The sequence below is a fragment of the Bacillus sp. OTU2372 genome (assembly GCF_038440275.1).
GTDB lineage: Bacteria > Bacillota > Bacilli > Bacillales > Cytobacillaceae > Neobacillus > Neobacillus bataviensis_B.
Genome location: NZ_JASATK010000003.1, coordinates 228,795 through 253,472, shown reverse-complemented (window position 1 = coordinate 253,472; position 24,678 = coordinate 228,795). Strand labels below are relative to the sequence as shown.

Here is a 24,678-nt window from a genome sequence, read left to right as displayed (position 1 = left end):
ACTGGATGAAAAAAGAGATGCTGCTAGTAATCATTTCGTTTTTTCTTATATCGCTATCTACCATAACAGGGGTTTATGCGATTGAAGAAAAAAACAAAACGGTCACCATTTCCAAACTGGAGGCAGATTTGACTGGCGATAGACAGAACGAGACCATCTTCCTAAAAGGGGTACCTGATCAAGACGAAGAGGCCAATTTACAAAATATTTATATTGAAATATCGGCGTCAAATGGCAGAACATACAGCCTCCCATTAGAAAGTGGTACTAAGGCATCACTGAAGATGGTAGATTTAAACCATGATGGATTGAAAGATTTATTTGCAAACGTATTATCAAGTGGAACCGAGGGCACTGTCAAAAGCTATTTGTATACCTTAAAGGATTTTGTCCGAACCGAGTTAACTGTTCCTGAACCTCTCGAGATGGATGCAAAATTTAAAAATGGATACAAAGCAGAAATTAAATTATCCGACTCTGGAAAATCCTATCTGTTTGATTTAAAAGAGCGCAAAGAATATTACAAAAAACTCGGATTTTATTATAGAGGAAAATTAAATGAGCCAACTGAACTTACAGTAAACACTTATAACAATGTGGAACCGATTCACATCGACAAACAAAGAATCGGATTAAAGGGACAGCAGAAGGTGACAGGGATCGCAAATGCCGATACAATCGCTTTAGTTGAATCAATTTGGTATTATGATCATGGACAATGGAAGCTTTTTAAAGCAGATGTTAAACCATCGTAATTGGCAAATTTTGGTGTGAATCGCATTCAAAACACAGGAGATATCTTCTGTGTTTTTTCTTTTAATTAAAAATTGACGAACATCCTTAAGCGTAATATACTTAGGTCTATAAATAATTAAGTTGCCTAACTATTAGTCTGGTAAATAAAAGAGGTGATATAAATGGCTGGTAATGAAGCTGGTAATGAAAATGAGACGGCACAAAAACTAATTAAAGCTTTTCAGCAATTCCGTAAAACTGGAAGGAATGAAAAGAAAATAGCCGGTTTTAACCCAAGTGAATTCAGGGTATTGTTCCTAATTCAACGTGCAAATGAGAACAATAATGAGATGAAGGTTTCAGAAATTAGTCAGAAATTGAGAGTGACCCCGCCAACCGTAACACAAATCATCAATGGTCTAGAAAAGGATGGTTATATTGAACGGACCGTAAATCCTGAAGATCGCCGGGCTGTAAAGATTAGCCTGACGGAGGCCGGGCTAAAAGCAACAGAACAAGCCAGAAAGAAATTTAATGAAACCTTTTTAGGTTTAATCGATTACCTAGGAGAAAAGGATAGCGAGCAGCTAGCGGAACTACTCTTTAAGGTACACGATTATTTCAATCAATTAGACAACCAATAAAATTTAACATGAAAATGGAGAGGGTTCTTCTTGTTAAAATTAATCAAATATCTTAAACCATATCAGATTCCGATATACCTCGTCCTTGTGCTTGTCCTTTTACAATCCCTATCAGAATTATACTTACCGACACTCATGTCTGATATCGTGGACAAAGGGGTCGTGACTGGTGATTCCCACTATATTTGGAAAATCGGCGGTTTTATGCTGCTGGTAGCCGCGGGCGGTATGATTTGTTCGATAGCCGCCAGTTTTTTCTCAGCAAAGGCAGCATCCGGCTTCGGAAGATTATTACGGAGCAAGGTCTTCTCGCATGTAGGGAATTTTTCCTTAAGTGAGTTTGATAAACTAGGGACAGCATCACTTATTACAAGAACAACGAACGATATTACGCAAATACAGCAAGTGATGATTATGATGCTAAGAATGATGGCCGCTGCACCAATGATGTGTATTGGCGGCATTATCATGGCGTATTCAAAAGATGCCAAACTCACTCTGGTCCTTGCGGTTGCGATTCCCTTTCTGATTGCAGCGATCGTGGTGATTGCTAGAAAAGGAATTCCTTTGTTTAAAGCCATGCAAGTTAAATTGGATAAACTTAATCGTGTTTTACGGGAGAATTTAACTGGCATTCGGGTCATTCGTTCCTTTAACCGGGTAGAGCATGAGAAAAAACGCTTTGATGAAGCGAATTGGGATTTAACACAAACCGCCATTAAGGTTAATAAAATTATGGCGGCGATGATGCCCATTATGATGGTGGTCCTGAACCTTACCACGGTAGCGATTATTTGGTTCGGCAGTCACCGGATCAGCAATGGACATATGGAAGTAGGGGATATGATGGCATTTATCCAATATGCGATGCAGATCATGTTCTCGTTCATTATGCTATCAATGATGTTTGTTATGATCCCGCGAGCTTCTGTTTCAGCTGTAAGGATTAATGAAGTACTTGAGACAGTGGCCGATATTAAGGACCCAGCATCTGCTGCATCCATTGAAGGAGAAAAAGGCCATGTAGAATTTCGGGATGTTACTTTCAGCTATCCGGGTGCTGAAATGCCAGCTATTTCAAACATTTCTTTTTCGATGCATCCTGGCGAAGTGACGGCAATTATTGGAGGTACCGGTTCAGGAAAATCAACCCTTATTAATTTAATTCCACGTTTTTATGATGTTGATAGTGGTCATGTGCTGGTAGACGGAGTAGATGTTCGCGAGATGACACAAGAACAGCTGCGACAAAAAATTGGTTTTATTCCCCAGCAGGCTGTTCTCTTTACTGGAACGATCTCTGAAAATATCCGCTATGGGAAAGAGGATGCCTCAGATGAAGAAGTCCATCATGCGGCAGACATTGCTCAGGCAAACGAATTTATTTCATCGATGCCTGAGGGTTTCGATTCGATTATTGCCCAAGGGGGAACGAATGTTTCGGGCGGTCAAAAACAGCGCCTATCAATTGCGCGGGCCCTTGTAAGAAAACCGGAAATTTATATTTTTGATGATAGTTTCTCAGCATTGGACTTTAAGACTGATGCAAAGCTCCGTGCAGCCTTAAAAAAAGAAACCGTTGATTCTGCAGTCTTGATTGTGGCGCAAAGGGTAAGTACGATTATGGATTCCGATCGAATTATTGTATTAGATGATGGAAAAGTTTCCGGGATTGGCACACATAAAGATCTCATGGGATCTTGTTCAGTTTATCGTGAAATTGTAATGTCACAGCTGTCAGAGGAGGAAATTGCATGAGTACGGATTCAAAAAATCAGCGTCCAGAACACGGTGGAGCTCCACAAAAACTAGGTCCAGGAGGAGGATTCGGACCTCGTGGAATGGGGATGCCTGTCCAAAAGGCAAAAGATTTTAAAGGAACTCTTAAAAGACTCGTAGTCTACTTAAAGCCATATAAATTGCAGCTTGTTTCTGTCCTTATCACAGCAATCATTAGTACTATCTTTTCAATTGTCAGCCCGAAAATAATGGGTAAGGCCACAACCAAGCTCTTTGAAGGGTTAATGATGAAGTTAAAGGGTGTTCCCGGCGCTAAAATTGATTTTGATTATATCGGTCAAATCATATTACTTTTAATAGGGCTCTATATATTGAGTGCGATTTTTGCCTATTTACAGGGATATATCATGGCAGGGGTAGCCCAAAAAACCGTCTATCATTTGAGAAAAGAAGTGGAAGAAAAACTGAATCGCCTGCCGTTAAAGTATTTTGACTCTAAGACCCATGGTGAAATACTAAGCAGGGCCGTCAATGATGTAGATAATATCAGTACTACGCTGCAGCAAAGCTTAACACAGCTGATTACTTCTGTTGTTACTTTAATTGGTGTCATCGTGATGATGCTTTCAATCAGTCCATTAATGACTTTGATTGTCATCGTTACACTGCCGCTGAGCTTTATTACTACGGCTAACATTGCGAAAAAATCACAGCAGTATTTTAAAGGACAGCAAAAATCACTTGGTCAGTTGAACGGGCATGTGGAAGAAATGTATACGGGCCATAAAGTGGTAAAAGTGTTTGGGCATGAAAAGAAATCAATCGAACAATTTGAAGAAATTAACGACAAACTTTATCAATCAGGGTGGAAGGCCCAGTTTGTTTCTGGAATGATTATGCCGCTTATGTCTTTTATCAATAATATCGGCTATGTGCTTGTATCTGTTGCGGGCGGCCTATTAGTTACTAAAAAGGCGATTGAAATCGGGGATATCCAGGCCTTTATCCAGTATGCCCGTCAATTCTCGCAGCCAATTGCACAAACAGCTCAAATTGCCAACGTCATCCAATCAACTATTGCTAGTGCAGAGCGTGTATTCGAAATCTTAGATGAAACAGAAGAGGTTCCAGAAGCGGTTCAGCCAAAAGAAATTCAATTACCACAAGGTAATGTAAGTTTTGAACATGTTTCCTTTGGTTATAAGAAAGATGAATTGTTGATTGAAGATATGAACATCGATGTTAAATCAGGTCAAAAGGTTGCGATTGTAGGTCCAACTGGAGCTGGGAAAACTACTCTAATTAACTTATTGATGAGGTTCTATGAACTTAATTCCGGTCGAATATTAATCGATGGAATCGATACAAGGGATTTAAAAAGAGAGAAACTTAGAAGTCTATTTGGAATGGTTCTTCAGGATACATGGCTGTTTAACAGCACGATCCGTGATAATATAGCTTATGGAAGAGAAGGTGCGTCGGAAATGGAAATTGTAGCAGCTGCTAAGGCTGCAAATGCTGACCATTTTATCAGAACACTTCCGGAAGGCTATGATACGATTTTAAATGAAGAAGCATCGAATATATCTCAAGGCCAGAAACAATTACTCACGATCGCTAGGGCTATCTTAGCGGATCCGGCGATTCTTATTCTTGATGAGGCAACTAGCAGTGTCGATACTCGAACGGAAGTACAGATTCAGAAGGCAATGGATTATTTGATGAAGGGACGCACTAGTTTTGTGATTGCGCACCGTTTATCGACCATCCGGGATGCTGATTTAATCCTTGTCATGAATAATGGTACGGTGTTTGAGAAAGGTACACATCAGGAATTATTGGAAAAAGGCGGTTTTTATGCTGATCTATATAATAGTCAGTTTGCCGGTCGGACAAATGTAGGTTAATGTATGGCGCTTAGGGTGATCCTAGGCGTTTTTTTCTCTGGAGCATTAATGTAAAATTTAATCTCGTCTCATTTTCTTAAGTATACTTAGGATATGAGACAATTTATGCATTTGTTTACATAATAATATTATGTAAACTGATATAATTAGAAAAAACTGCCGAGAAGGGGCAGCTTTTCCATTATTTTATTCAATTTGTTCTTTAGGCATATCCATTTTATCTACAGCTATTTTTAAATCGTCATTCTTAATATGTGTATAAATCATCGTTGTTTGTATAGACGAATGACCTAATTGTCGTCTTAATTTTGGCACATCATTTATCTCAGCATGATATCTCGTTGCGAACGAATGTCTCAGTTTATGTACCGATAATGATGGTTTACCAAATGCCTCTGCATATTTTTCAATTAGTTTTTCAACAGATCTTGCTGTTAGCCTTCGTGATTTTCCTTTTGGACCTACCGGTGCAGAAATAAACAATGCTTTATTTGTTTTATCGACTTTATACTTTGAAACTCTCACCGAAAGATATTCCTGGAGATCAGCCATGGCCACCTGGCTAAAGTATACGAATTGTTCTTTATTTCCTTTTCTAATCACTCTTACGCAGTATTTACTGAAATCGATATCGTCTAATTCGATACCGACTAACTCGGAAAGCCGCAGGCCTGATCCTAAAATTAAAGAAACAATCGCTGTATCGCGTTCTTTATTTAACAAATAAAAGTTATAAAGCTTTTTATTTTCCTTATTTAATTCACCATAATCATTCGCTACAAACAAACGAAACTTTTCATATTCATCGCCAAGAAGGATTTTACCTTCCATTTTATTTGCTTTCGTTTCCATGCTGTCTTTTACTTCATTAAATTCGATTTTAGCCATGACATTACGGTTAATATATGGCTTTAAATCAGGCGTTTCAGCAATATTTTGCAAGTAGTTGAATAACGACTTTAAGGCTGATAATTTACGATTAACGGTCAATTCCTTGTTATCTAATTGGTAATGGAGATAGTTTAAGAAGTTTTCAACCTCTAAAACTGTCATGTGTTCGAGACGTTCTAATGGGATATCCTTAACAGGACCTTGATACAGTTGCTCCATTATGATCCAGTTGAAAAAGATCTTGTAGTCATGACAGTAATTAAATAAGGATGCGGTCGAAAGTTTCCGCAGCTTGTGATTAATGTATTCTTCAACATACCAAGGAAGTTCGTTCAGCAAGGTTTGTAATTTCTTGAAATTAGTTTGTTTATCCTGATTTACCATAATAACACCTCACTTCTATATTTTACCTAATAGTCATAATTACGTCAAATTTATATTTTACGTAATTATGTGAAAGTGGGATTTCAACGCCTATTCCCTTTAAATGTCATTTAATTAATGTCTAACGAGATACCATTAACATTTGGAACTGTCCCCTGTCCAATGACATGGATTTCCTTGAAAAAACGATTTTTGATTAATTTATGGTTTTGACTGTTAAAAGTTAGTATTAATCAAACCAAAATAAAAAACGATACCCAGCTAACATTGACTGGGTATCGTTTTTTATCTCTATACTCTTTAAACTTTGCATTTTATCCCTATCCTTAAAAAGCTCTCTGAATAAACCAAACAAGACCAAATGCTAATATTGCCGCTGAGGTTCCAGGAATGACCCATCTAACTGGCTTCACGGTTAACTTCTTAACCCATAAAATAATCGGGAAAACGAGCGAAACAATTAATAGTTGACCTATTTCGATCCCGATATTAAAAGATAAAAGTGATGCGGCCATATGGTTCGTATCTAATCTCATTTCAGAAAGAATTCCTGCAAATCCGAATCCATGGATTAACCCAAAAGCAAAAGCAAGCCATGGCTGGTGTTTTGAGTCTTGATTAAAAATATTCATAAGTGCTACATAAATAATACTTAATGCAATAGCCGACTCTACAAATCTAGTTGGCAGGTGAACGATATCTAAAGTTGCCAGAGCCAAAGTAATACTGTGTGCAATTGTAAAGGCTGTTACTAAGGAAAGAATATGACGAATGGTTTTCGCGCCAAACAGCAAACTAATGACAAAAAGAATATGATCATAACCAGTGAAAATATGTTTTAATCCCAGCGTTAAAAATTGTATAGCGTTCTGCATGAAACTTATGTTGCCAATTTCAAATTCCCTAGATTCGAATGTCAAAATCTTTTCTTGTTGCTTCCCGTCCATTTTTACTGTTGCAAAATTGGCATGACTTGGATCGGAATCATCCATAAACATATTATATTGAACCACTAGTTTTTTGGGTTTATGGTTTGTATTGTATTCCATTTTTATTACGGCAAACGGACGCTCCTTAAGCATTTCTATATCCGTTTTCAGTACACTGCCCTCAAGTAATTCACTATCACCATATATCTTGATATGGGAATTGATATAACGCTGCACAATCTTATTGTTAATTAACTCCCTTTCATTTGTTGCCTTATTAAGGGCGTGCCCCAGTTCTTCAAGATCGAGCTTCAACTCGTAATCTAACGATTTATTTTTGACTACAATGTTAGAAAACCCCTCACTATTATTGGTATGAGCAGATGCTGGGGAAGGAAGAATTGAACTAAATGTGAGTAAGAGGAGAAAAATCGAGTACCATACCTTTTTCATAAGATCCACGTCCATTTCCTTTTGTTTTCAATTCAAGGTTGTTGTGACATAAGATAATAGAAAGACGAGGAGTGTTAAATCCCCCCTCGTCTTTCCATTTCCCCAATTACTTATCTGCTTGGATGAAAATCGGATTTGAGTAGAACCAAAGGTCATTCCATGGATTCTCTCCTTTTGGATCCTGCACCGGTTCTAATTGATTCGTGTTAGTACCACGTAAACGAATATAGCTATCTTTGTCCACGTCTTTTAAAGTATAAGTAATGGTGATGTATTCACCATCTTTTTTCCAGTCACTTTCTGTGAAACGCTTTACTACTTTTGTTGTAGGATTAGAAGCTGTTGAGCGGTCTTCCACTTTTCCATTCACTTCTCCCATGATTAAGTCAACACGTTGAACATTTGGCTTATCTCCATGAGAGTTCGCAGCGTTTGGATCTTTGATGCGGACTGTTACTGTTACATCAGACTTCTTACTTGGAAGTGTAAGTGTTTCACCGATAGATGCTGAATTTCCTTTTGCCTCTGCATGCAATGGTGATTTGCCTCCTGCTTGTACTTTAACATCAAGTTCTGAGATTAGGTCACCCGTTGTTACAAATACATTCCCTTTACGAAGGTTTTCCATTACATCCTCATAATTTTTCTCTGCTTTTACATATGTTTTAGAATATTCACCAGGCCAGAAGTCACTTCCTCCATCACGCCAGTTAACATGTGAGTCAGAGGTAGCCGTAATCCACCAGTGTCTTCCTTCACCTAGCATCGAATCCCATAAACCACCAACGATAGCACTCATCTGATCGAAACCACCCATTGTTGGAGCGTTTACGTTTGAGTAGCTGCCACGTGACCCTTTAGGGTCAAGAGATCCATCTGGATTAATAGCACCTGCTTGGTGACCAGGAGCTCCTTCCATACCGATAGAGATATTTGGTGCTGTATCATTCCAATTACGGAACTCTTGCGGAGTATCTTGTCCCCATACACCAACACCTGTCGCTGAACGGGATGGATGATGTGCGATAGAGATTGGAAGTTCGTCCATTTGTTTCATATAGTTAAGAGCTTCAATCATTTTTGATTCAGTGTTACGGCTTGGGTCATTTGGATAAGCTTCACGAGAATTAAACTTGCTTTCAAGATCATAAAGCACTTGTGATTCATTTTCCCCTTTTGGAATCATTAGCGTGCTGTGGTCAGCTCCTGGTGTATCAAGCTCCATTCCGTAGAATTGAAGAACGTCAGGAACAGCTTCACGGGATTTTAATAATTCAGGATATGCTTGTTCTAAGTTAACCTTGGAATGGTTAGGACCTCCATGATCGGTTGTCATCATCCAATCAAGTCCATACTTCTTACCATTTTCTGCATTTTTAACAATTGGATAAATGGCATCTCCGCCTCGTATTGCAGTAGGAGGGGTTGTAGAATTGTCCCAACCTACACTCCATTCACTATGTACATGGTGGTCACCTGCTAGCCATGATGCACCATTCTTTTTCACCTCTTCTTTTGACAATGATTGTGCTTTAGCGTTTGGTTTACCACCGTCATTAAATAAAGTTTGCGTTGTAAGAGCCGTGGTCGCGAGAACTGTCGTGGCGATGAAAGGAATCGCCTTCTTCTTAAAGCCAGTTTTCATAATATTTTTCTCCTCTCCCTTTTTTAATTAAAATCTAATGAGATTTTAATCATTTTTTAATCTTTCTGACTTTTTTACTATAAACGAAAATTGTAAATCTATTATGAACTCATTGTAAAAATTTATTATTTACTATTTTTTTAAGGAAATATTAAGTTTGATATGTTGTTAAACTAGCTTTGTAAACCACTATGTACTGAAGCTAATCGCCTTGCGAATCCTGAACTCCAATTGTAGGATTAGTTCTTGTGTTCTCCCTCTGAACCGAACCTGTTAAATGGAGCCAAAAAAAAGAGACCTTAGGAAAGTCTCTTTTTTTACAAGCATTATTTTATTTTCTCATCCAATTCCTTTAATGAAACCGTTAGCTGGTCATTTAGAGTACCTAAAGCTTCATTATCAATAGTTGCTGCTTCCGAACCAGCAATGGGTGGATCTAGGTATTTTTCAATTTTTTCATAAAGATCTTTGTTGTCCTTCTTGACATCATCTTCGAATGAAGACCATTGATCTTCTAATTTTGGTCCAACCTCTTTTACTTTTGCTTGGTCTCCACTATCAATCGCGTTTGAAAGCTGTTCCGTTGTATCCAACATTTGAGCGACTCCTTCTGATACTTTACTGTTATCAGAACTACATCCTGCTAAAATTAAAGAACCTCCAAGACCAATAGATAAGACCAATGATGTTAACTTTTTCATAATAAATTTCCCACCTTTTTTAAATATTAATGTTTGTAGAAGTTTTAAGTTTTTTGCTTTTTATATTTTTGAACAAGAGAATAAAAGCTGCGATGAGTACTAGGATTATCTGTGGTATAGTGCTTTCCCATGATGGATAAAGTGCAAAAAATTCTATACTTGGAATGCTTTGAGAATTGGTAGTTGGGATGAATCCAGCTAATTGAAGACTGTGAATCCCCATTCCCATAAATTTAATGGATTTCTCGTTAAGAATTATTTTCACTCCTAACATACTTTTTGATAAAAAATAAGTTGACACTAATTTAAATAATGTAGTTTTTTTAAGCTTGTGCTGTAAGGGGATGTTTAATTTGTAATGGTAAACGATTGTTACTACTTGCTCTTACAAACAATACTTCCTTTCCATTAAATAGATTACTATCTGTATTTATTCCTTCATAATCGGGGGTATAATGAAAAACAATTTTATTGATTTGTCGATCCGTAATTTTAGAAAGAATATCTTGAATATTAATTTCCTTTTTAAAAATAATATCAAAAATATCAATTTTATTTTCATCCTTTTTGTAGATTACGATAACATCCTCACGCTCTAAATAGTAAACATCGTTGTTAAATACGTGCATACAGTAAAACATTAAAACCCCTTGTGTATTTTCCGTTCCAAACAGTTTAGATACAGGTAATCTTTCGGCCGCGAATCCATAAATAAAATGAAGATCCTCGGGATTGTGACCATTAAGTTTCCGAATAGCAGAAACATCTGCTTGACTCGGTGTAAATTGCATGGAATATTGATATTCATTAACTGGCTTAAACCCAAACTTTGGGTAAAAATCTAAAACAGTTTGGTTAGCAAATAAGTACATATAATCGTACTCATTCTCATACTTATCTAATATTTTGTTCATTAAACTTGCAGAAAGGCCTCTCTTTCGATAATCAGGATGGGTCATAACTGTGCCAATCTGTAATGCATTTTTTTTCTCACCATTAATAACTAAATTTAGATCATTAACCGAAACATTTGCGACAACTTTACTATCATCAATATAAGAAAACGGGATATATCGGTTATTCCAAAATCCTACTTGGTACCAACTTTCAAAATTAATGCCAAATACCTTCGCAGCAAGTTCATTGAAGCTTTTTCTAAGGCCCTCATCATGCTTATAATCTTTAAAATATTTTAGTTCCTTCATTATCAGTTCCCCTTTTGGTCTTTCAATTGCTTCCATACTTCCACTAATCGTTCCATCTCTATCTATGAAAACATCTTGAATACTATAAAAACTACCTACGTTCATTGTGTTCAACATAAAGTATTCGATTATTTATGATAAAATTCCTTGAGAGGTACGCCTGCCAGAATATGATATAATCATAGAGGAGGTGAATTATGGAAGGGAATCAAGAGGTGCCTGAAAAATGGTATAAGAAACCCCACTGCATAATCATTTTAAAAATAGTAATCCCTATCATTCTTGTAATTATTCTACTTTTTGTAAAGATGATCTGGAAAGATACCATCCTCTCCTACACCCAGGAAAACAAGTGGTTTATACTTACTGTATTTTCAGCTGTCATTCTTTACATAAGCTGGGCCTTTAAAGACTTTTTTACCAGCCATAAACAAAATCTTCGCAGAACATGGTATTTCTTGTTTATTGTTGGGGTGGTTCTGCTCCTCAATCAAACTGGTTTTGATGTGACAGAGTGGCAACGTTATACATTGTTAGCAGGAATGTTCATTTTTATTGATTTAGCCTTGTTTCTTACTCCATCTATCAAGAAAATCGGCGGGGCTGAAATGGAACAAATCAATGAGGTTGAAAGTGTCAATGAAGAAATGAAGAAAGTCATTGCACAAACGCAGAATAGAAGTTTACAATTTACATACTTATTGGACATGATCCAAATAGCCTCTTTTGCAACGCAGGAATGGGCTGAAGTAGAAAGTTATCGAGAGAGTTTAGAGGATTTTTTATTTTCATATGGGGAGACTTGCAGACAAGAGATTACCGTATTCAAGAAGGATCATGACATTCATTTTAAACAAGAGGTTGGTACAGTACTTGGAATCAATCTTACAGAAGAACAAATGAAATCCATCAATGACAATACTGTAGTCCATATCAACAAACAAACAGTTCTTATCCCCTACCTCGAAAAAGTTTTTCCAGTAGTCATTTCGATTGAATCGGAAAAAGAACATGTGTTGGATATAGACATAGATCACATCATTAATCTGGCTTTGATCCATAGCTGGTTAAAAAAACCACAAGATGAACAAACGAATTGGCAAACATTGTAGATAAAAAAGTGCAGGTTTGATAAAATGAGGGTAAAGATAGGAAAGGAGTGGATAAAATGCCAGAGCGTACGAACAAACCAGAAGCAAATGTAGTAACTATTGTTGGAAGACGCAGCGGTAGAGTGAAGTCTCCTTTTTTACAAGAGAAGACTACTCGAACAATTCCACGAACTTCTCCATCATTGTATACACGGGAATTATTTAAGAGAAGTGACGAAGCTGTAGATCGCTTAAAAGATAGCCGTTACGCAAAATAAGACGATAAGACAGGAGATACTCCTGTCTTTTTTGATTAAAACCTTCATAATTTGACCATACAAACAGTATATATATGGACAGGGATTTGTATGGGAGATGATCATGTGGGAGTAAGAAAAAAGAAAAGCCCCTTTTTAACCGATAAGCCCTCTGGAACCTTACCAAAACGGAATAGGGATGATAGTTTACTATTAAATTTGAATACAAAAATAAAAGACAATATTGATAAATTAAAGAAAGGCAGATAGGGATTTGGTTATCCCATCCGCCTTTTTTTGTTTGTCTACTGCTAAAAAATAGAATTCATGGTTTTAAAATCAATGGTTATCTGAATCTACTCATAACTTAAATCCCTTGGACCAAACTGATGCCCAGCGTGAGGATGCCATAGTTGTTGCTCTGGGTGTGCTTCAGCCTGTACCCCATCTTGAGGAGTTCCTGCTTGTGTTCTTGCCTGTGTCCCAACTTGGGTCCTCATTTGAACACCTGCCTGTGCCCCTGTTTGTAATCGAGGTTGGTTACCAGTTTGATAACCGGTTTGGAATCCGGTTTGGAATCCGGTTTGGAACCCTGCCTGGAATCCAGCCTGGAACCCTGATTGATATCGAGCCTGTTGGGTGGCTTGTTGCCATGCTTCTGCCCCACTTGGCAGACTCATTTGCTGCCTTTCGTCATTAAAGTCAGAGTCTTGATTTTCATTTCCATACCAATCATTTTCGGTTTCATAATGCATTACATGTTGCCCTGTTTCTTCCCCACTTAACAGCCCCATTTGCTGCCTACGGTCATTAAAATCAGAGTCTTGATTTTTATTCCCATACCAATCATTGTCAATTACATGATGAATTCCTTGTTGCCCTGCTTCTTCCCCGCTTGGCAGCCCCATTTGCTGCCTACGGTCATTAAAATCAGAGTCTTGATTTTTATTTCCATGCCAATCATTGTCAATTCCATGATGATTTGCTAGTTGCCCTGCTTCTTCCTCGCTTGGCAGACCCATTTGCTGCCTTACGCCATTAAAATTAGCGTCCTGATATTCATTTTCATACAACTCATTGTCGATTCGATTATACATATACTCACCACCTGCCGATATGGTATGCACTTTAGGAAAAAGATGAGCCTTTCCATAAAATTGACAACGGATATACTTCATGCTTTTAGGCAGTTTGTCGTCCAATATAGTTCTAAATTAGTGGTATAAGCTAAAATTTAGGATGTTCATTCTCTTTTAGTATTCTTTCCTTGAAATGATTCGTACTTTGAGACTTCAATTATGGTTTCCTCGATTTCAGTTACAAACGTATCAAATAATGGAAGATTATCTGTTATGATAAAGTTCTGTTTATCTATAGAATTAAGTAATGCAATAATTGCTTTAAATTTGAGATCATCATGATTCGGTATTTTTGCTGCTCCAGATATTTCTCCTTTAACCTCAATTTTTCCATCCATGTCTTCCATTTTAAAATTCACTTTATGTATTTGGTCTGTTTCCACAAAATATGCCTTCTTCCTTATCAATTATCAGGACATCAAAGAAAATAGATGGCACCCTTAATGGGCGCCTTATTACGGCTCAATTTTTCTTGTAACTTTATTGTCTGTTGAAGCAAATTCAGTTCCGTATTTTCCTGATGAACCAGCTTGATGGCGCGATGCCTCCGCTTGGTTATCTTCAACGGTGCGACTGCCTTGTTTTTTATTCTTATCCATACACATTCACCTCCAACGTTAATATATCCAAATAAGGCGTCTTTATTTTTTAACCAACTGGTATTTTTCATAAAATCACTCACTATTGCAAATTCTATATTTGTTAAACACTAAAATAGTAAAGGAGTCTTATTATGCAAATGATGCAAAATAATCAACCGCCTATTCCCAACCCGCCACGTGCCATTACCACAAAGGATCTTTTATATTTAAAGGATGCTATGTCATGGGAGTTGCTTGCATTTAAGAAATTTCATTCTATGGCTCAGCAAGTGCAAAATCCACAATTTAAGCAAGCGCTCGATAAAGTCGGCCAAATGCACCAAAATCATTTTCAAAGAATCCTTGGTCACCTACAAGTCGATAATAATGCAGCTTTAGCAAGCTTACCTAATACACAACTACAATAATCTCAAAAAAGAAAAACGGAGGTTAAGTGATGCAAAACCAACAATCACAACAAAGCCAAAACAAGAATCAAATAGCAAATCCGCAAACTGGTGAACTGCCAAAGGTAAAAAGTCCGGAAATGAACGATCGTGACTATGTGAATGATGCGCTTAGTACCTGCAAATATTTAACTGACAGCTTAAATATTGCCGTTCGCGAAGCCAGCCATGAACAGCTGCATCAAGAATTACAGCAAATACTTAATGAGACGCACCAAAGTAGCCGTGAGCTTTATAACTTAATGTTCCAGCATGGCTGGTATAAGCTAGAAGCGGAAGAACAGCAAAAAATCGATCAGGCATATCAGCAATTTAACAACTATTCTTCACAATTCCCATACTAAGATGAAAGCCTAGTTTTCTAGGCTTTTTTTATATTACCCATCTTTTCTTCCCTCTCTCACCCTGTTCAAGTCCAAAAAAATCGCAGAATAATCTTTTCCAACAGATTTTTCATAACATTAGTAATATTTTTTGAATTTTAATTATATTCATAAAACTAACTTGACTTTTCGAAATTAAGTACGTTATAAATTTGTATACACCACTGGTTTTTAAACTATTCCTTATCCTACCTTGCATTTTGGTAGATTTAAAATTCCCTTTATTTTAGAAAGAAGGATCACTAGATCTTAGGTAAAGTGAGGTAATGCTATGTACAAAGCTTATTGCCGAACGTTTCAAGGGGTCATGAAAACGACCTCCTCCCTCCTGCCCTGGCGGGAACCGTACCCATTAGAAGGAGAAAATAGTCTAAGGAAACTGACCAAACTTATTAAAGACCAAGGAATTGAAAACGTTTTAATCGTATCCGATCAAGGAAACGTCTCGGTTGGACTGATCGATGAATTTCTAGAAGATCTTCACAGTGAAAAAATTAGCTACGTAATCTATGACAAAACAGTCCCAAATCCCACGATCGAAAATATTGAAGAAGCATTACAAATGTATTTGGATAATAACTGTCAAGGCTTAGTCGCGTTTGGCGGGGGTTCCCCAATGGATTGTGCGAAAGTTGTAGGCGCCCGGGTTGCTAAGCCCCAAAAAACCGTCCCGCAAATGAAAGGTGTATTAAAGATATTAAGGAAGCTCCCTCCCCTCTTTGCGATTCCTACCACAGCTGGTACAGGCAGTGAAGCAACCCTTGCAGCCGTAGTCTCTAATAGCGAAACCCATGAAAAATATGCCATAATGGATACATCTCTCATTCCGCATTTTGCCGTTTTGGATCCCTTGTTAACCGTCAAACTCCGCCCTCATATTACAGCAGCAACCGGGATTGATGCTTTGACACATGCTGTTGAAGCCTATATTGGCAGGAGTAATACTAAGAATACAGCACAGTACAGTATCGATGCTGTAAAATTAATTTTTGATAATCTCGATGAAGCATACGCAAACGGGACCAATCTTGCGGCACGTTCAAATATGCAAAAGGCGGCCTATCTGGCTGGAATGGCTTTTACTAGAGCGTATGTTGGTTATGTACATGCGATTGCCCATACCTTGGGTGGATTCTATTCGGTTCCCATGGGCTTGCAAATGCGATCATCTTACCCTATGTCCTCGAGTATTACGGTGATTCTGTCCAAAAGCAGTTAGCTGAACTTGCAGACGTCATCGGCATTGCTGACCCGGAGAAATCAATCGCACAAAATGCCGAGAAATTCATAGCGGCAATTAAGAATTTGAATGAAAGGTTGGACATCCCTAAAAAAGTAAGCGGGATTATTGAAAGTGATATTCCCGTTATGGTCGAGCGGGCTCTCGCAGAAGCAAATCCTCTCTATCCTGTTCCGCGAATTCTTCATAAGGATGACCTGTTTCAACTTTACCAGCTAATAAAGGAATAGCATCCTGTTTTCAAGAAGGAATAAATTAAAGGTGGCTAAAGAATGGAGACCTACAGTTCTCTCATTAACAAGCAAAAATTATATTTCAAAACGGAAAAAACTAAAAATGTCGATTTCCGTATTGGAGCCCTTCAAAAGTTCCGAAATGCCATTAAAAAAAATGAAAAAACACTAATGGAGGCCTTAAGAACAGACTTAAATAAATCAGAATTTGACGCATACACATCAGAAATCGGATTTGTTTTGGAAGAATTGCGTTTTACGATGAAACATCTGCGTTCATGGGCAGCCCCCAAAAAGGTTAAAACACCGGTTACCCATATTGGTTCCAATAGTTATATTTATCCTGAGCCTTATGGGGTAGCATTGATTATTGCACCTTGGAACTATCCATTTCAATTGGCAGTCGCGCCGTTAATTGGTGCGATTGCTGCTGGAAACTGTGCCATAATCAAACCGTCTGAATTGACACCTAAAACATCCGAGGTATTAAAGACCCTTATAAAAGAAATTTTTCCAGAGGAATATATTACGGTCGTCCAAGGCGGCGTCGAAACAAGTCAAGCCCTGTTAAATGAACAACTTGATTACATCTTTTTCACAGGAAGTGTTCCTGTCGGAAAAATTATTATGGAGGCGGCTGCAAAACATTTAACCCCGGTAACATTAGAACTGGGTGGAAAGAGCCCTTGTATTGTTCATGAGGATGCCAATCTTACACTGGCTGCCAAACGGATTGCCTGGGGGAAGTTTACGAATGCCGGACAAACCTGTATCGCTCCGGATTATCTTTATGTTCATAAAAGTATTAAAGATGTGTTTCTCCAGCAATTTAAGGAAACAACACTTGAATTGTATGGAAAAGAGCCTTTAAAGAATCCTGACTTTACGCGGATTGTCAGTGAAAGGCATTTTAATCGACTTTCTTCATTTTTAGACAAGAGGCAATTATTTATGGGTGGCAATACGGATAAGGAACGATTAACCATCGAGCCTACCGTTTTAACTGATATCACTTGGGAAGAATCGATTATGCAGGATGAAATTTTCGGACCTCTTCTTCCCGTGCTGGAATATGATGATCTATCAGAGGTGATCGAAGGCATTCATCGTCATCCAAAACCACTCGCTCTCTATATCTTCTCGGAAAATAACAGCATCCAAGAGGAAGTCTTAAATAAAGTCTCCTTCGGGGGCGGATGTGTTAACGATACTGTTTATCATTTTGTCTCTCCATATCTGCCGTTTGGCGGTGTTGGTACCAGCGGGATTGGGGCTTATCATGGAAAAGGGAATTTTGACACGTTCTCTCATCAAAAAAGTGTCCTTAAACAAACAACAAAGTTTGATATACCGTTCCGCTATCCAAATGTTAAGAACGGACTGGAAAAAATCAAGTTATTTATGAAGTAAGATAAAAAGCCTGACCTTCAGAAGAGTGAGGTCAGGCTTTTTATAATTACAAAGGCAGAGGTTTATTGTTCCTAATGACTAGAACAAAGGATACTATAAATTATCAAGTATATTTCCATTTTCAGTTTCTTCGTTAAAAGTCAGTACCTCTTCAACCGGTTGATAGGATTCGCCATAGAAGCGTTTGTCTTTATAGGTGTGAATTAAGTTATACGTTTTTTTCATGGCATCAAATATCATTTCTTCTGACTCATTATTTGGAGCCCAATAAAGTATTTCCATTTTATTAATTTCATTTGTGGCTAAAGACCTCCGTGCATATCCAATTGACTCTGCATGTTCAAAACCTTCTCGCTTATAAAAACGAAGCCGTTTTGCTGTATCACTGTCTCCATAGTTCACCGGTTCCACTTCTAGAATAATCGGTTTCCCTCTGTGCTTCATTTTTTCCATAAGTTTATGACCGAGTCCCTGACCACGGGCATTTTTAGATACAAAAAGATAATCGATGAAAATAAAATTATCAAGCTCTACATACATTAAAACATGATTGGGCCCTTCATCCTTATGATAGATTTCAGAGCGTTCTTTCATTAAAGTCTCCATATGTTCTTTTGATTTCATTTCCTCAATCGGGAAATATTGATTTAATTTTTCATACCAATGCATGGAAATACTCCTTTGAATATTGGTAATACCTAAAGGAATTATGTGCTATTTGTAGAATTTCATACTGAATTTTATAGGTAAAAAATCTAAAGCTCAAATTCCCATTCATCTTTAAGAACTAAGTAAAGAACAAGTAAAGTATTTTCTAATTCCGTATCCGTTTTTCCGGCCACTTCGATTCCTTTCTTAGTCAGCAGCAAATCAGCAATCTGTTTTGTCAGCTGATTTCGCTCCTCCACTGGCAACTGATGAAAACGGCTTGCATAGGTACTCACCAACTTCCAATCCTTAGCTGTAAATGATTTTAACGTCCAGTCATCCAATACAAGGTCGTTCTCCGTAAGTCCTCTGAGATTAATTTCTTTTTCAATGGGTGTAAGCTTCTTTTTCTTTTTGGCCTTTCGTTCATGAACGACAATCGTACCTGAAACAAGGTCACCAAGCCGTTTATGTTTAGGATGGAAAAATATCAGGATAATACCAAGAAAATAAGCAGTTGGCAGTGAATCGATCAGACGAACAAGATTTCGAATAAAACTAGACAGCAATGTAATGCTGTGCCCATTTTCCTGAATAACTCGGATCCCGACCACTTTTTTACCAAGGGTTCGACCCCCAGAAAAAAACTCGAAGAAAAAGAAGTAGCCCCAATTTAGAACAAACAAACCTATCACAACAACCGCAATCGGAAAGGTACTATCCGTAAGAAAAAAAGGTGACGTTTCCATCCCATCCATTACAAAAAAAAGTATCACGATTGTCAGTATATTTATGATCATAAGCAGGGCCTGATCGATAATAAAGGCTGCGGCTCTGCTCCCCAATCCAGCAATATGAAACTGTATGGCTACATATTCTGGTGTTTTGATATCTAAATGATCTTCTGTCATCAAATTTCCCCCTTAAATCTCGTTGATTTTCTCTGATATGGTTTCTATTTTCCTACCAATTTTCTATAATAAGGAGAAAAGTATAAAATTTACATAGTTCTGTAAAAGAAGGTGTCAAAATGAATCTCAAGCAATTTGTCAAAATGCACCGTGAAGATTGGAAACAACTTGAACAATTCGTTACCCTATTAAGCAAGCGAAAAAGGGACTTTACCGGTGAAACCATTACACAGTTTCATCGATTATATCAAAAGGCAGCACAAAATCTTTCTTACAGTCAAACTTATTTTCCAAATGATGAAATAACGCCCTATTTAAACGGCCTTGTCTCGAAAGCACATAACATTTTGTACAAAGACCAGGTTTCGAGCTTTAAACAGATTCGTTATTTCTTTAGCACTAAATTTATTGGTTTATTGCTTGAGCAATGGAAATTTGTCGTCGCCGCGATGATTTTATTTTTAATTGGAGCCATCGGAAGCTTTCTATCGGTTATGAACGACCCGCTCCATATTTATTCGATTCTCCCTGCGGAAATTTCTCAAGGCGTTGATCCTGATAAATTAGGAAAAGGCTCTGGTGCCGTTGATTCTTCCCTGATGTCAGCGAGTATTATGACTAACAATATAAAAGTCGGCATCTTTGCCTTTGCTGGTGGCATTGCTTTTGGGCTCGTTACCGTTTATTTAATGGTCTATAACGGGGTTATTATTGGAGCACTTGCTGCCCTTTTTTGGCATCACGGCAAATCCTATGATTTTTGGGCCTTTATTGTTCCACACGGAATGATCGAGCTTACAGCTATTTTTATCGCGGGCGGTGCCGGGCTTTTAATGGGCTATAAGCTCTTTGTTCCGGGGCAATACACAAGAGTCTGGCAATTAAAGCGCCATGCAAAACGATCCGTTCAGCTTTTGCTTGGTACAATTCCATTGTTTGTAATTGCTGGAATCATCGAAGGGTTCATTACACCGGCAAAGATTTCGTTGGAAGCAAAATATATCGTTGCGGTCCTAACCGTTGCCGGCCTTATCCTATATGTGTTAATTGGCAAACTTAAACTAGCCAAATCCCAGCCTATAAAAGATTTTGATTCATAATTTCAATATAATTGGACACGGCCGTTACAGCCAACTTTTCCTCTCGGGCCTCTATCATCTGGAGGCCTTGTTTCTCCCATTTGCTCTTTTCTCGCTTTTTTATAATGACTTGCTGCTGAGCAATACTTTTCACCATTGCTTGCTGTACCGTTTCAGGCACTTCCTTTACACTCTTTAATAGAGTCTGGTCTTCCACGCCGATCATCAAAAATAAATGGCGCTGACGAAGCCGTAGTAAATAGACTAACGCACTTTCCTCATGTAAAAAAGTACGAACATCACTAAATAAGAGCAGCAGACTTCGTTTCTTTTGAACCGTTTCTAAATACCGTAAAACAGCTCCATAATTAGACTCAGATGCGTCTACCTTTAGATTGTAAATAGCATGCAAAATGGTCTTTAAATGAGACATTCCTTTAGCAAGGGGAACAAAAACATGGATTTCCTTTGAAAAAGCAAGAACAGAAACATAATCACCTTTTTTTAATGCGGCTGCCGTGACAGTCAGGGCTGCTTCTAACGCCTTTTCTAGCCGATTCCCCCTTTTCAACTCGGCTCCCATCATACGCCCACAATCAATTAAAATCGTTATATATTTGCCATGCTCTGGCTCATAGTCATTTGTCATGACTTCCCGCAGTTTGGCCGTTTGCCTCCAGTTAATCTTACGCGGATCATCACCGACTACAAACTCTCGGATTTTTGAAAAATCACCAACACCGCTCCTTTGTCTGCGGATGTTTAATCCTTCATACTTTAAATAGCTTTGAGCATTTTCTAAATAATGTTTTGTCTCGGTTAAATCTGGAATAACTTTCACCGTTTCCTTTAATGAAATGGTTGTTTGTTTTTCCCATAAACCAAAGCGGCTACTATATCGAAAATACAACTTTTGTACTTCATATTCTCCTCTAATCGTAGCAGTGGTATCATAGGTAATCACTACGGCAGAATCCTTTTGAATTTGTCCCATAAGTGGAAACGGCCTTTCGAAGTATTGTGGCAGGCCGTCCAACAATTGGTAGGAAAGGAAATAAGGTGAGGAATTGCTAACCTCGATCTCGATTGAATAAGAGATACCTCTTTCCAATTCTTTAGGCAATGTCCGGTTAAAGGAGAGCTGCTGTTTACTAGGTGAAAAAAGTAAGTCCAATAAACTAATACAAAGTGCCAATATATTAAAGGTAATGACATAGGCCCATGAGAGACCAATAATCGTTCCGATCATAAAAACTAGAGAAATTATGAGGTAAACGAACAATAACCGTTTGGTAGGCAAAATCCCTCTATCTTGGAACAGGAACCGAGCCCACAAGCTCTTCAATGATTTGGTCAACGGTTGCTCCCTCCAATTCTATATGTGGGGATAACTGAATCCGATGTCTTAATGCCGGTTTGGCAACCATCTTAATATCATCTGGCGTCACATAGTCTCTCCCTGAAAGATAGGCCCAGGCTTGAGCCGCTTTCCCAATTGAAATCCCCGCTCTCGTACTGGCTCCAAAACGAATTGATTCCGCTTCTCGTGTTTTACGAACGATCTGTAGAATATACCCTAACACCGTCTCACTAATGGTTACATTTTCAATTTCTTTTCTTATCGCAATAAAAGTGTCCATATCCAAGATGGATATTAACGAGCTTTCTTCAATAGTGTTTTCAATCACCATCTTCAATACATCTTTCTCCTCATCAAAGGAAGGAAAATCGATGTAAAGTTTAAATAAGAAACGATCCTGCTGTGCTTCTGGAAGTGGATATGTACCTTCAAATTCAATTGGATTTTGCGTAGCGACCACAAAAAATACATCCGGTAAAAGATAGGTTTCTCCTTGGATGGTCACCTGCTTTTCTTCCATCGCCTCTAAAAGGGCGGCTTGTGTCTTAGCAGGGGTTCGGTTAATTTCATCAGCTAATAGGATATTGGTAAAAATCGGCCCCTTAAGTGTTTGAAACGTACTTTCTTTCATGTTATAAATCGTGCTGCCCGTAATATCACTAGGCAATAAATCCGGTGTGAACTGAATCCGGTTAAAGCTGCCTCCCAGAAGACCTGCGAGCGTTCGAACCATTTGCGTTTTACCGGTGCCAGGAACTCCTTCCAAAAGGACATGTCCGCCTGATAGAATGGCTGAAAGCAGGAGTCTAAGATTAAGGTTCTGACCTAAGATCCGCTCTTCATATTTCTCTAAAAAAGATGTTAATTCTGTCTTCATGATTCAACCTCGTTTCGTAATTCCTCTAGTTTTCTCGACCACAATAGATATTCTTGCTTATTGATCTTTTCCTGGTTTAAGATGGCGGCTAAGCCGTTTAAGAAAGTTTTTATTTCACGGGCAGGCATTTTTAGCCATTTTCTTTCAAAATAAGGACTAAGGTCCTGCCAATCCTTATGATAAGGAATATGCCAGCGTTCCTGCAGCAGAACCTTTACATAATCTGCTTGGATATGGAGAGAATCTTGATAACGTCTGCCTTTTAAATACCAGGCGGCAATCGCCTGGATTCCTTCATCACTAAAGCGGACCCACTCTTCCCGCGGGCTTAACAATGGGCCAAACCGTTTCCCCTTGTACCACAGCCAGAGAAAACCCCAGAAAATCCCTTGAAAAATAAGGGCCAAAAACCACATTGGATAAACCGCTAAAATGGACGATTCGTTTTCCCCAACATGCGTATATTCATCAAACAAAAGGGTGTCAGGATTCCCTCGATTTAATAGTTGAAAACTAAGAGGCAGATGGTCTCTTTTCAGTAGTTTATCATTGGTCAACCACTCAGGGGTAATGGCAACGATTAAATTTCCCTTCCCATAGGTTCTTTTTACTGCGATCGGACCATACTGATCAGACAGCAACAGTTCATCGCCCTTGATCGTGTGGATTCGAACATCTGAATTCACTTCTGCTTTGAAAGATTTATGGTTCTGATCCTTTACCGTCTGCCATTTTTCGCTTTGAGAGGTACTCTTTTCAGTAAAGTCCGCTTCAAGATCAAACATCCCTTTTGGGTTTGTTTGTAATAACAAGATCGTATTTCCAGCATCCATATAATCTTCATATGCCTGCATCAACTCTTTTTCAGGTGTAAAAGAAGGCCCGACCATTACAAGCATTTGGTTTTTGTCCCCCTTAGGGAGTAGATCGGGTGAATGGTTCCAGCTTTTTACGTCTTTTTCCTTTTTTAAATATGTATATAATGCCTTAATCCCAGTTGGAGAAGGAGAGTTGGTGACATAATCCGGATAAATTTTTGGTTTGGGTGTAAAGGCGAAATAACTAACTCCTATAAAGAGAAGGAGAAGCACGGCAAACCAAATCCATCCACGTATTTTTGATGCATTCATCGAATACTTTCCACCCCCCTACTTCCCAATATATCTCTGATTTTAGTGCGAAACGGTCTATATTCTTCGGGACTTACCTCATGTTCCCCATAGGCCGCACCCTCAAAGAAGTGGGCAAGTTCGTAAAATTCTTCAGCATTTTGCTGACCCACTTTTCTTAATTCATCGTAGTAATCCCAATTGGTTTTCCATATCCTTGCCTCTAGCCATCCCTTTTCATGATAATAAAAAAGCATGGCTAAGAAGAGGTGCCTTGTTGATTCTGTATATTCTTCAAGGGATTCCAGTTTTTCCGCCTCTTCTAAATGCCTTACGTACGTCCAATTTCTCTCTTTTAATGATTGAAGTGGCTTCTGGTTTTGCAGCAATCGATTCCGTCTTGTATTTCGAATCACAATAAAGGCTGCGAAAGCTAACAATAAAATGACTATAACAATAATCGTGATTAAAATGGAACTGGAAGCGCCACTTGCCGATTTAATGGAAGGGAACAATTTCTCCAATTGTGAGGCAATCCACTCTTTGGCCTTTTCCCACCAAGTTTCGAGCAACCCATTAGAATGATCATAATAAACTTGATACTCCTGTTTTTGTAAAATCTCTTCAATATCGTCTCGTGCTTTGTTTGCATTTAACAT

25 protein-coding genes and 1 pseudogene are annotated in these 24,678 nt (G+C 38.2%); 12 read left to right on the top strand and 14 right to left on the bottom strand.

Annotated elements, in window-relative coordinates; genetic code table 11:
* Positions 1-5 precede the first annotated feature (5 nt).
* The 4 genes from AAHB15_RS08990 to AAHB15_RS08975 all read left to right on the top strand — a co-directional run bounded on the left by AAHB15_RS08990 (position 6) and on the right by AAHB15_RS08975 (position 5,026).
* Positions 6-755, top strand: coding sequence for a hypothetical protein (locus tag AAHB15_RS08990; RefSeq protein WP_335574901.1), 750 nt, complete (start codon positions 6-8; stop codon positions 753-755).
* A gap of 162 nt (positions 756-917) precedes the next feature.
* Positions 918-1,379, top strand: a complete 462-nt coding sequence (locus AAHB15_RS08985; protein ID WP_335574900.1) for a MarR family winged helix-turn-helix transcriptional regulator — start codon at positions 918-920, stop codon at positions 1,377-1,379.
* Positions 1,380-1,409: 30 nt separating this feature from the next.
* Positions 1,410-3,137: an ABC transporter ATP-binding protein gene (locus AAHB15_RS08980; RefSeq protein ID WP_342042231.1), complete on the top strand. Its 1,728-nt coding sequence runs from the start codon at positions 1,410-1,412 to the stop codon at positions 3,135-3,137.
* Positions 3,134-5,026, top strand: coding sequence for an ABC transporter ATP-binding protein (locus AAHB15_RS08975; protein ID WP_342042230.1), 1,893 nt, complete (start codon positions 3,134-3,136; stop codon positions 5,024-5,026). The genes AAHB15_RS08980 and AAHB15_RS08975 overlap by 4 nt, the downstream gene beginning before the upstream one ends.
* 186 nt (positions 5,027-5,212) lie before the next feature.
* On the opposite strand, the gene xerS is transcribed toward AAHB15_RS08975, so the two are convergent.
* The 5 genes from xerS to AAHB15_RS08950 form a co-directional block, all read right to left on the bottom strand.
* A complete protein-coding gene (gene xerS, locus AAHB15_RS08970) occupies positions 5,213-6,301 on the bottom strand; it encodes a tyrosine recombinase XerS (protein ID WP_335574897.1) in 1,089 nt (362 codons plus the stop codon).
* A gap of 326 nt (positions 6,302-6,627) precedes the next feature.
* A complete protein-coding gene (locus AAHB15_RS08965) occupies positions 6,628-7,683 on the bottom strand; it encodes a HupE/UreJ family protein (protein WP_335575747.1) in 1,056 nt (351 codons plus the stop codon).
* Between the two features lie 106 nt (positions 7,684-7,789).
* Positions 7,790-9,328, bottom strand: a complete 1,539-nt coding sequence (locus AAHB15_RS08960) for a phosphoesterase (RefSeq protein ID WP_335575746.1) — start codon at positions 9,326-9,328, stop codon at positions 7,790-7,792.
* A 326-nt stretch (positions 9,329-9,654) separates the two neighbouring features.
* Positions 9,655-10,029, bottom strand: a complete 375-nt coding sequence (locus tag AAHB15_RS08955; RefSeq protein ID WP_342042229.1) for a hypothetical protein — start codon at positions 10,027-10,029, stop codon at positions 9,655-9,657.
* Positions 10,030-10,352: 323 nt separating this feature from the next.
* Positions 10,353-11,339 carry a GNAT family N-acetyltransferase gene (locus AAHB15_RS08950; protein WP_342042228.1) on the bottom strand — a complete coding sequence of 329 codons (987 nt, stop codon included), beginning with the start codon at positions 11,337-11,339 and terminating at the stop codon, positions 10,353-10,355.
* A 92-nt stretch (positions 11,340-11,431) separates the two neighbouring features.
* Here AAHB15_RS08950 and AAHB15_RS08945 point away from each other — a divergent pair, with 92 nt between their 5' ends.
* The 3 genes from AAHB15_RS08945 (at position 11,432) to AAHB15_RS08935 (ending at position 12,852) form a co-directional block, all read left to right on the top strand.
* On the top strand, positions 11,432-12,346 hold the full coding sequence (locus AAHB15_RS08945) for a type II toxin-antitoxin system SpoIISA family toxin (protein WP_335575743.1): 915 nt from the start codon (positions 11,432-11,434) through the stop codon (positions 12,344-12,346).
* Between the two features lie 56 nt (positions 12,347-12,402).
* Positions 12,403-12,603: a hypothetical protein gene (locus tag AAHB15_RS08940; RefSeq protein WP_342042227.1), complete on the top strand. Its 201-nt coding sequence runs from the start codon at positions 12,403-12,405 to the stop codon at positions 12,601-12,603.
* Positions 12,604-12,708: 105 nt separating this feature from the next.
* Positions 12,709-12,852, top strand: coding sequence for a hypothetical protein (locus tag AAHB15_RS08935; RefSeq protein ID WP_335575741.1), 144 nt, complete (start codon positions 12,709-12,711; stop codon positions 12,850-12,852).
* A gap of 86 nt (positions 12,853-12,938) precedes the next feature.
* On the opposite strand, the gene AAHB15_RS08930 is transcribed toward AAHB15_RS08935, so the two are convergent.
* The 3 genes from AAHB15_RS08930 to AAHB15_RS08920 form a co-directional block, all read right to left on the bottom strand.
* A complete protein-coding gene (locus tag AAHB15_RS08930; RefSeq protein ID WP_342042226.1) occupies positions 12,939-13,679 on the bottom strand; it encodes a hypothetical protein in 741 nt (246 codons plus the stop codon).
* 146 nt (positions 13,680-13,825) lie between these two features.
* A complete protein-coding gene (locus AAHB15_RS08925; protein ID WP_335575739.1) occupies positions 13,826-14,104 on the bottom strand; it encodes a hypothetical protein in 279 nt (92 codons plus the stop codon).
* Between the two features lie 72 nt (positions 14,105-14,176).
* Positions 14,177-14,320: a hypothetical protein gene (locus AAHB15_RS08920; RefSeq protein ID WP_186446444.1), complete on the bottom strand. Its 144-nt coding sequence runs from the start codon at positions 14,318-14,320 to the stop codon at positions 14,177-14,179.
* Positions 14,321-14,460: 140 nt separating this feature from the next.
* Here AAHB15_RS08920 and AAHB15_RS08915 point away from each other — a divergent pair, with 140 nt between their 5' ends.
* From AAHB15_RS08915 to AAHB15_RS08900, 4 genes and pseudogenes are all read left to right on the top strand, one after another.
* Positions 14,461-14,730, top strand: coding sequence for a ferritin-like domain-containing protein (locus tag AAHB15_RS08915; protein WP_176541327.1), 270 nt, complete (start codon positions 14,461-14,463; stop codon positions 14,728-14,730).
* Between the two features lie 29 nt (positions 14,731-14,759).
* Positions 14,760-15,113, top strand: coding sequence for a spore coat protein (locus tag AAHB15_RS08910; RefSeq protein ID WP_335575738.1), 354 nt, complete (start codon positions 14,760-14,762; stop codon positions 15,111-15,113).
* 310 nt (positions 15,114-15,423) lie between these two features.
* Positions 15,424-16,622: pseudogene (locus AAHB15_RS08905) on the top strand (iron-containing alcohol dehydrogenase).
* Between the two features lie 42 nt (positions 16,623-16,664).
* Positions 16,665-18,035: an aldehyde dehydrogenase gene (locus AAHB15_RS08900; RefSeq protein ID WP_335575737.1), complete on the top strand. Its 1,371-nt coding sequence runs from the start codon at positions 16,665-16,667 to the stop codon at positions 18,033-18,035.
* 93 nt (positions 18,036-18,128) lie between these two features.
* On the opposite strand, the gene AAHB15_RS08895 is transcribed toward AAHB15_RS08900, so the two are convergent.
* Both AAHB15_RS08895 and AAHB15_RS08890 read right to left on the bottom strand, forming a co-directional pair.
* Complete coding sequence (locus AAHB15_RS08895) at positions 18,129-18,704, bottom strand: GNAT family N-acetyltransferase (protein ID WP_144564901.1); 576 nt, start codon at positions 18,702-18,704, stop codon at positions 18,129-18,131.
* An 86-nt stretch (positions 18,705-18,790) separates the two neighbouring features.
* On the bottom strand, positions 18,791-19,594 hold the full coding sequence (locus AAHB15_RS08890; RefSeq protein ID WP_335575736.1) for an RDD family protein: 804 nt from the start codon (positions 19,592-19,594) through the stop codon (positions 18,791-18,793).
* 119 nt (positions 19,595-19,713) lie between these two features.
* Between AAHB15_RS08890 and AAHB15_RS08885 the strand changes: the two genes are divergently transcribed.
* Positions 19,714-20,694, top strand: coding sequence for a stage II sporulation protein M (locus AAHB15_RS08885; protein WP_335575735.1), 981 nt, complete (start codon positions 19,714-19,716; stop codon positions 20,692-20,694).
* Here the strand turns inward: AAHB15_RS08885 and AAHB15_RS08880 are convergent.
* Genes AAHB15_RS08880 through AAHB15_RS08865 form a run of 4 tightly spaced genes read right to left on the bottom strand, consistent with a single transcriptional unit; the run spans position 20,672 to position 24,678 of the window.
* On the bottom strand, positions 20,672-22,030 hold the full coding sequence (locus AAHB15_RS08880) for a DUF58 domain-containing protein (protein WP_342042225.1): 1,359 nt from the start codon (positions 22,028-22,030) through the stop codon (positions 20,672-20,674). The two genes, AAHB15_RS08885 and AAHB15_RS08880, sit on opposite strands and share 23 nt — an antisense overlap.
* Positions 21,981-22,910, bottom strand: coding sequence for an AAA family ATPase (locus tag AAHB15_RS08875; protein WP_335575733.1), 930 nt, complete (start codon positions 22,908-22,910; stop codon positions 21,981-21,983). The genes AAHB15_RS08880 and AAHB15_RS08875 overlap by 50 nt, the downstream gene beginning before the upstream one ends.
* Positions 22,907-24,040 (bottom strand): DUF4350 domain-containing protein, encoded by a 1,134-nt coding sequence (locus AAHB15_RS08870; RefSeq protein ID WP_335575732.1) that lies wholly within the window; start codon positions 24,038-24,040, stop codon positions 22,907-22,909. The genes AAHB15_RS08875 and AAHB15_RS08870 overlap by 4 nt, the downstream gene beginning before the upstream one ends.
* Positions 24,037-24,678 (bottom strand): DUF4129 domain-containing protein, encoded by a 642-nt coding sequence (locus AAHB15_RS08865; RefSeq protein WP_342042224.1) that lies wholly within the window; start codon positions 24,676-24,678, stop codon positions 24,037-24,039. Before AAHB15_RS08865 ends, AAHB15_RS08870 begins: the two co-directional genes overlap by 4 nt.

Coding starts and splice junctions, on each gene's coding strand:
- AAHB15_RS08990 (WP_335574901.1), top strand. CDS start 6: ATGAAAAAAGAGATGCTGCTAGTAATCATTTCGTTTTTTCTTATATCG.
- AAHB15_RS08985 (WP_335574900.1), top strand. CDS start 918: ATGGCTGGTAATGAAGCTGGTAATGAAAATGAGACGGCACAAAAACTA.
- AAHB15_RS08975 (WP_342042230.1), top strand. CDS start 3,134: ATGAGTACGGATTCAAAAAATCAGCGTCCAGAACACGGTGGAGCTCCA.
- xerS (WP_335574897.1), bottom strand. CDS start 6,301: ATGGTAAATCAGGATAAACAAACTAATTTCAAGAAATTACAAACCTTG.
- AAHB15_RS08965 (WP_335575747.1), bottom strand. CDS start 7,683: ATGAAAAAGGTATGGTACTCGATTTTTCTCCTCTTACTCACATTTAGT.
- AAHB15_RS08960 (WP_335575746.1), bottom strand. CDS start 9,328: ATGAAAACTGGCTTTAAGAAGAAGGCGATTCCTTTCATCGCCACGACA.
- AAHB15_RS08955 (WP_342042229.1), bottom strand. CDS start 10,029: ATGAAAAAGTTAACATCATTGGTCTTATCTATTGGTCTTGGAGGTTCT.
- AAHB15_RS08950 (WP_342042228.1), bottom strand. CDS start 11,339: ATGAACGTAGGTAGTTTTTATAGTATTCAAGATGTTTTCATAGATAGA.
- AAHB15_RS08945 (WP_335575743.1), top strand. CDS start 11,432: ATGGAAGGGAATCAAGAGGTGCCTGAAAAATGGTATAAGAAACCCCAC.
- AAHB15_RS08940 (WP_342042227.1), top strand. CDS start 12,403: ATGCCAGAGCGTACGAACAAACCAGAAGCAAATGTAGTAACTATTGTT.
- AAHB15_RS08930 (WP_342042226.1), bottom strand. CDS start 13,679: ATGTATAATCGAATCGACAATGAGTTGTATGAAAATGAATATCAGGAC.
- AAHB15_RS08920 (WP_186446444.1), bottom strand. CDS start 14,320: ATGGATAAGAATAAAAAACAAGGCAGTCGCACCGTTGAAGATAACCAA.
- AAHB15_RS08915 (WP_176541327.1), top strand. CDS start 14,461: ATGATGCAAAATAATCAACCGCCTATTCCCAACCCGCCACGTGCCATT.
- AAHB15_RS08910 (WP_335575738.1), top strand. CDS start 14,760: ATGCAAAACCAACAATCACAACAAAGCCAAAACAAGAATCAAATAGCA.
- AAHB15_RS08900 (WP_335575737.1), top strand. CDS start 16,665: ATGGAGACCTACAGTTCTCTCATTAACAAGCAAAAATTATATTTCAAA.
- AAHB15_RS08895 (WP_144564901.1), bottom strand. CDS start 18,704: ATGCATTGGTATGAAAAATTAAATCAATATTTCCCGATTGAGGAAATG.
- AAHB15_RS08890 (WP_335575736.1), bottom strand. CDS start 19,594: ATGACAGAAGATCATTTAGATATCAAAACACCAGAATATGTAGCCATA.
- AAHB15_RS08885 (WP_335575735.1), top strand. CDS start 19,714: ATGAATCTCAAGCAATTTGTCAAAATGCACCGTGAAGATTGGAAACAA.
- AAHB15_RS08875 (WP_335575733.1), bottom strand. CDS start 22,910: ATGAAGACAGAATTAACATCTTTTTTAGAGAAATATGAAGAGCGGATC.
- AAHB15_RS08870 (WP_335575732.1), bottom strand. CDS start 24,040: ATGAATGCATCAAAAATACGTGGATGGATTTGGTTTGCCGTGCTTCTC.
- AAHB15_RS08865 (WP_342042224.1), bottom strand. CDS start 24,678: ATGTTAAATGCAAACAAAGCACGAGACGATATTGAAGAGATTTTACAA.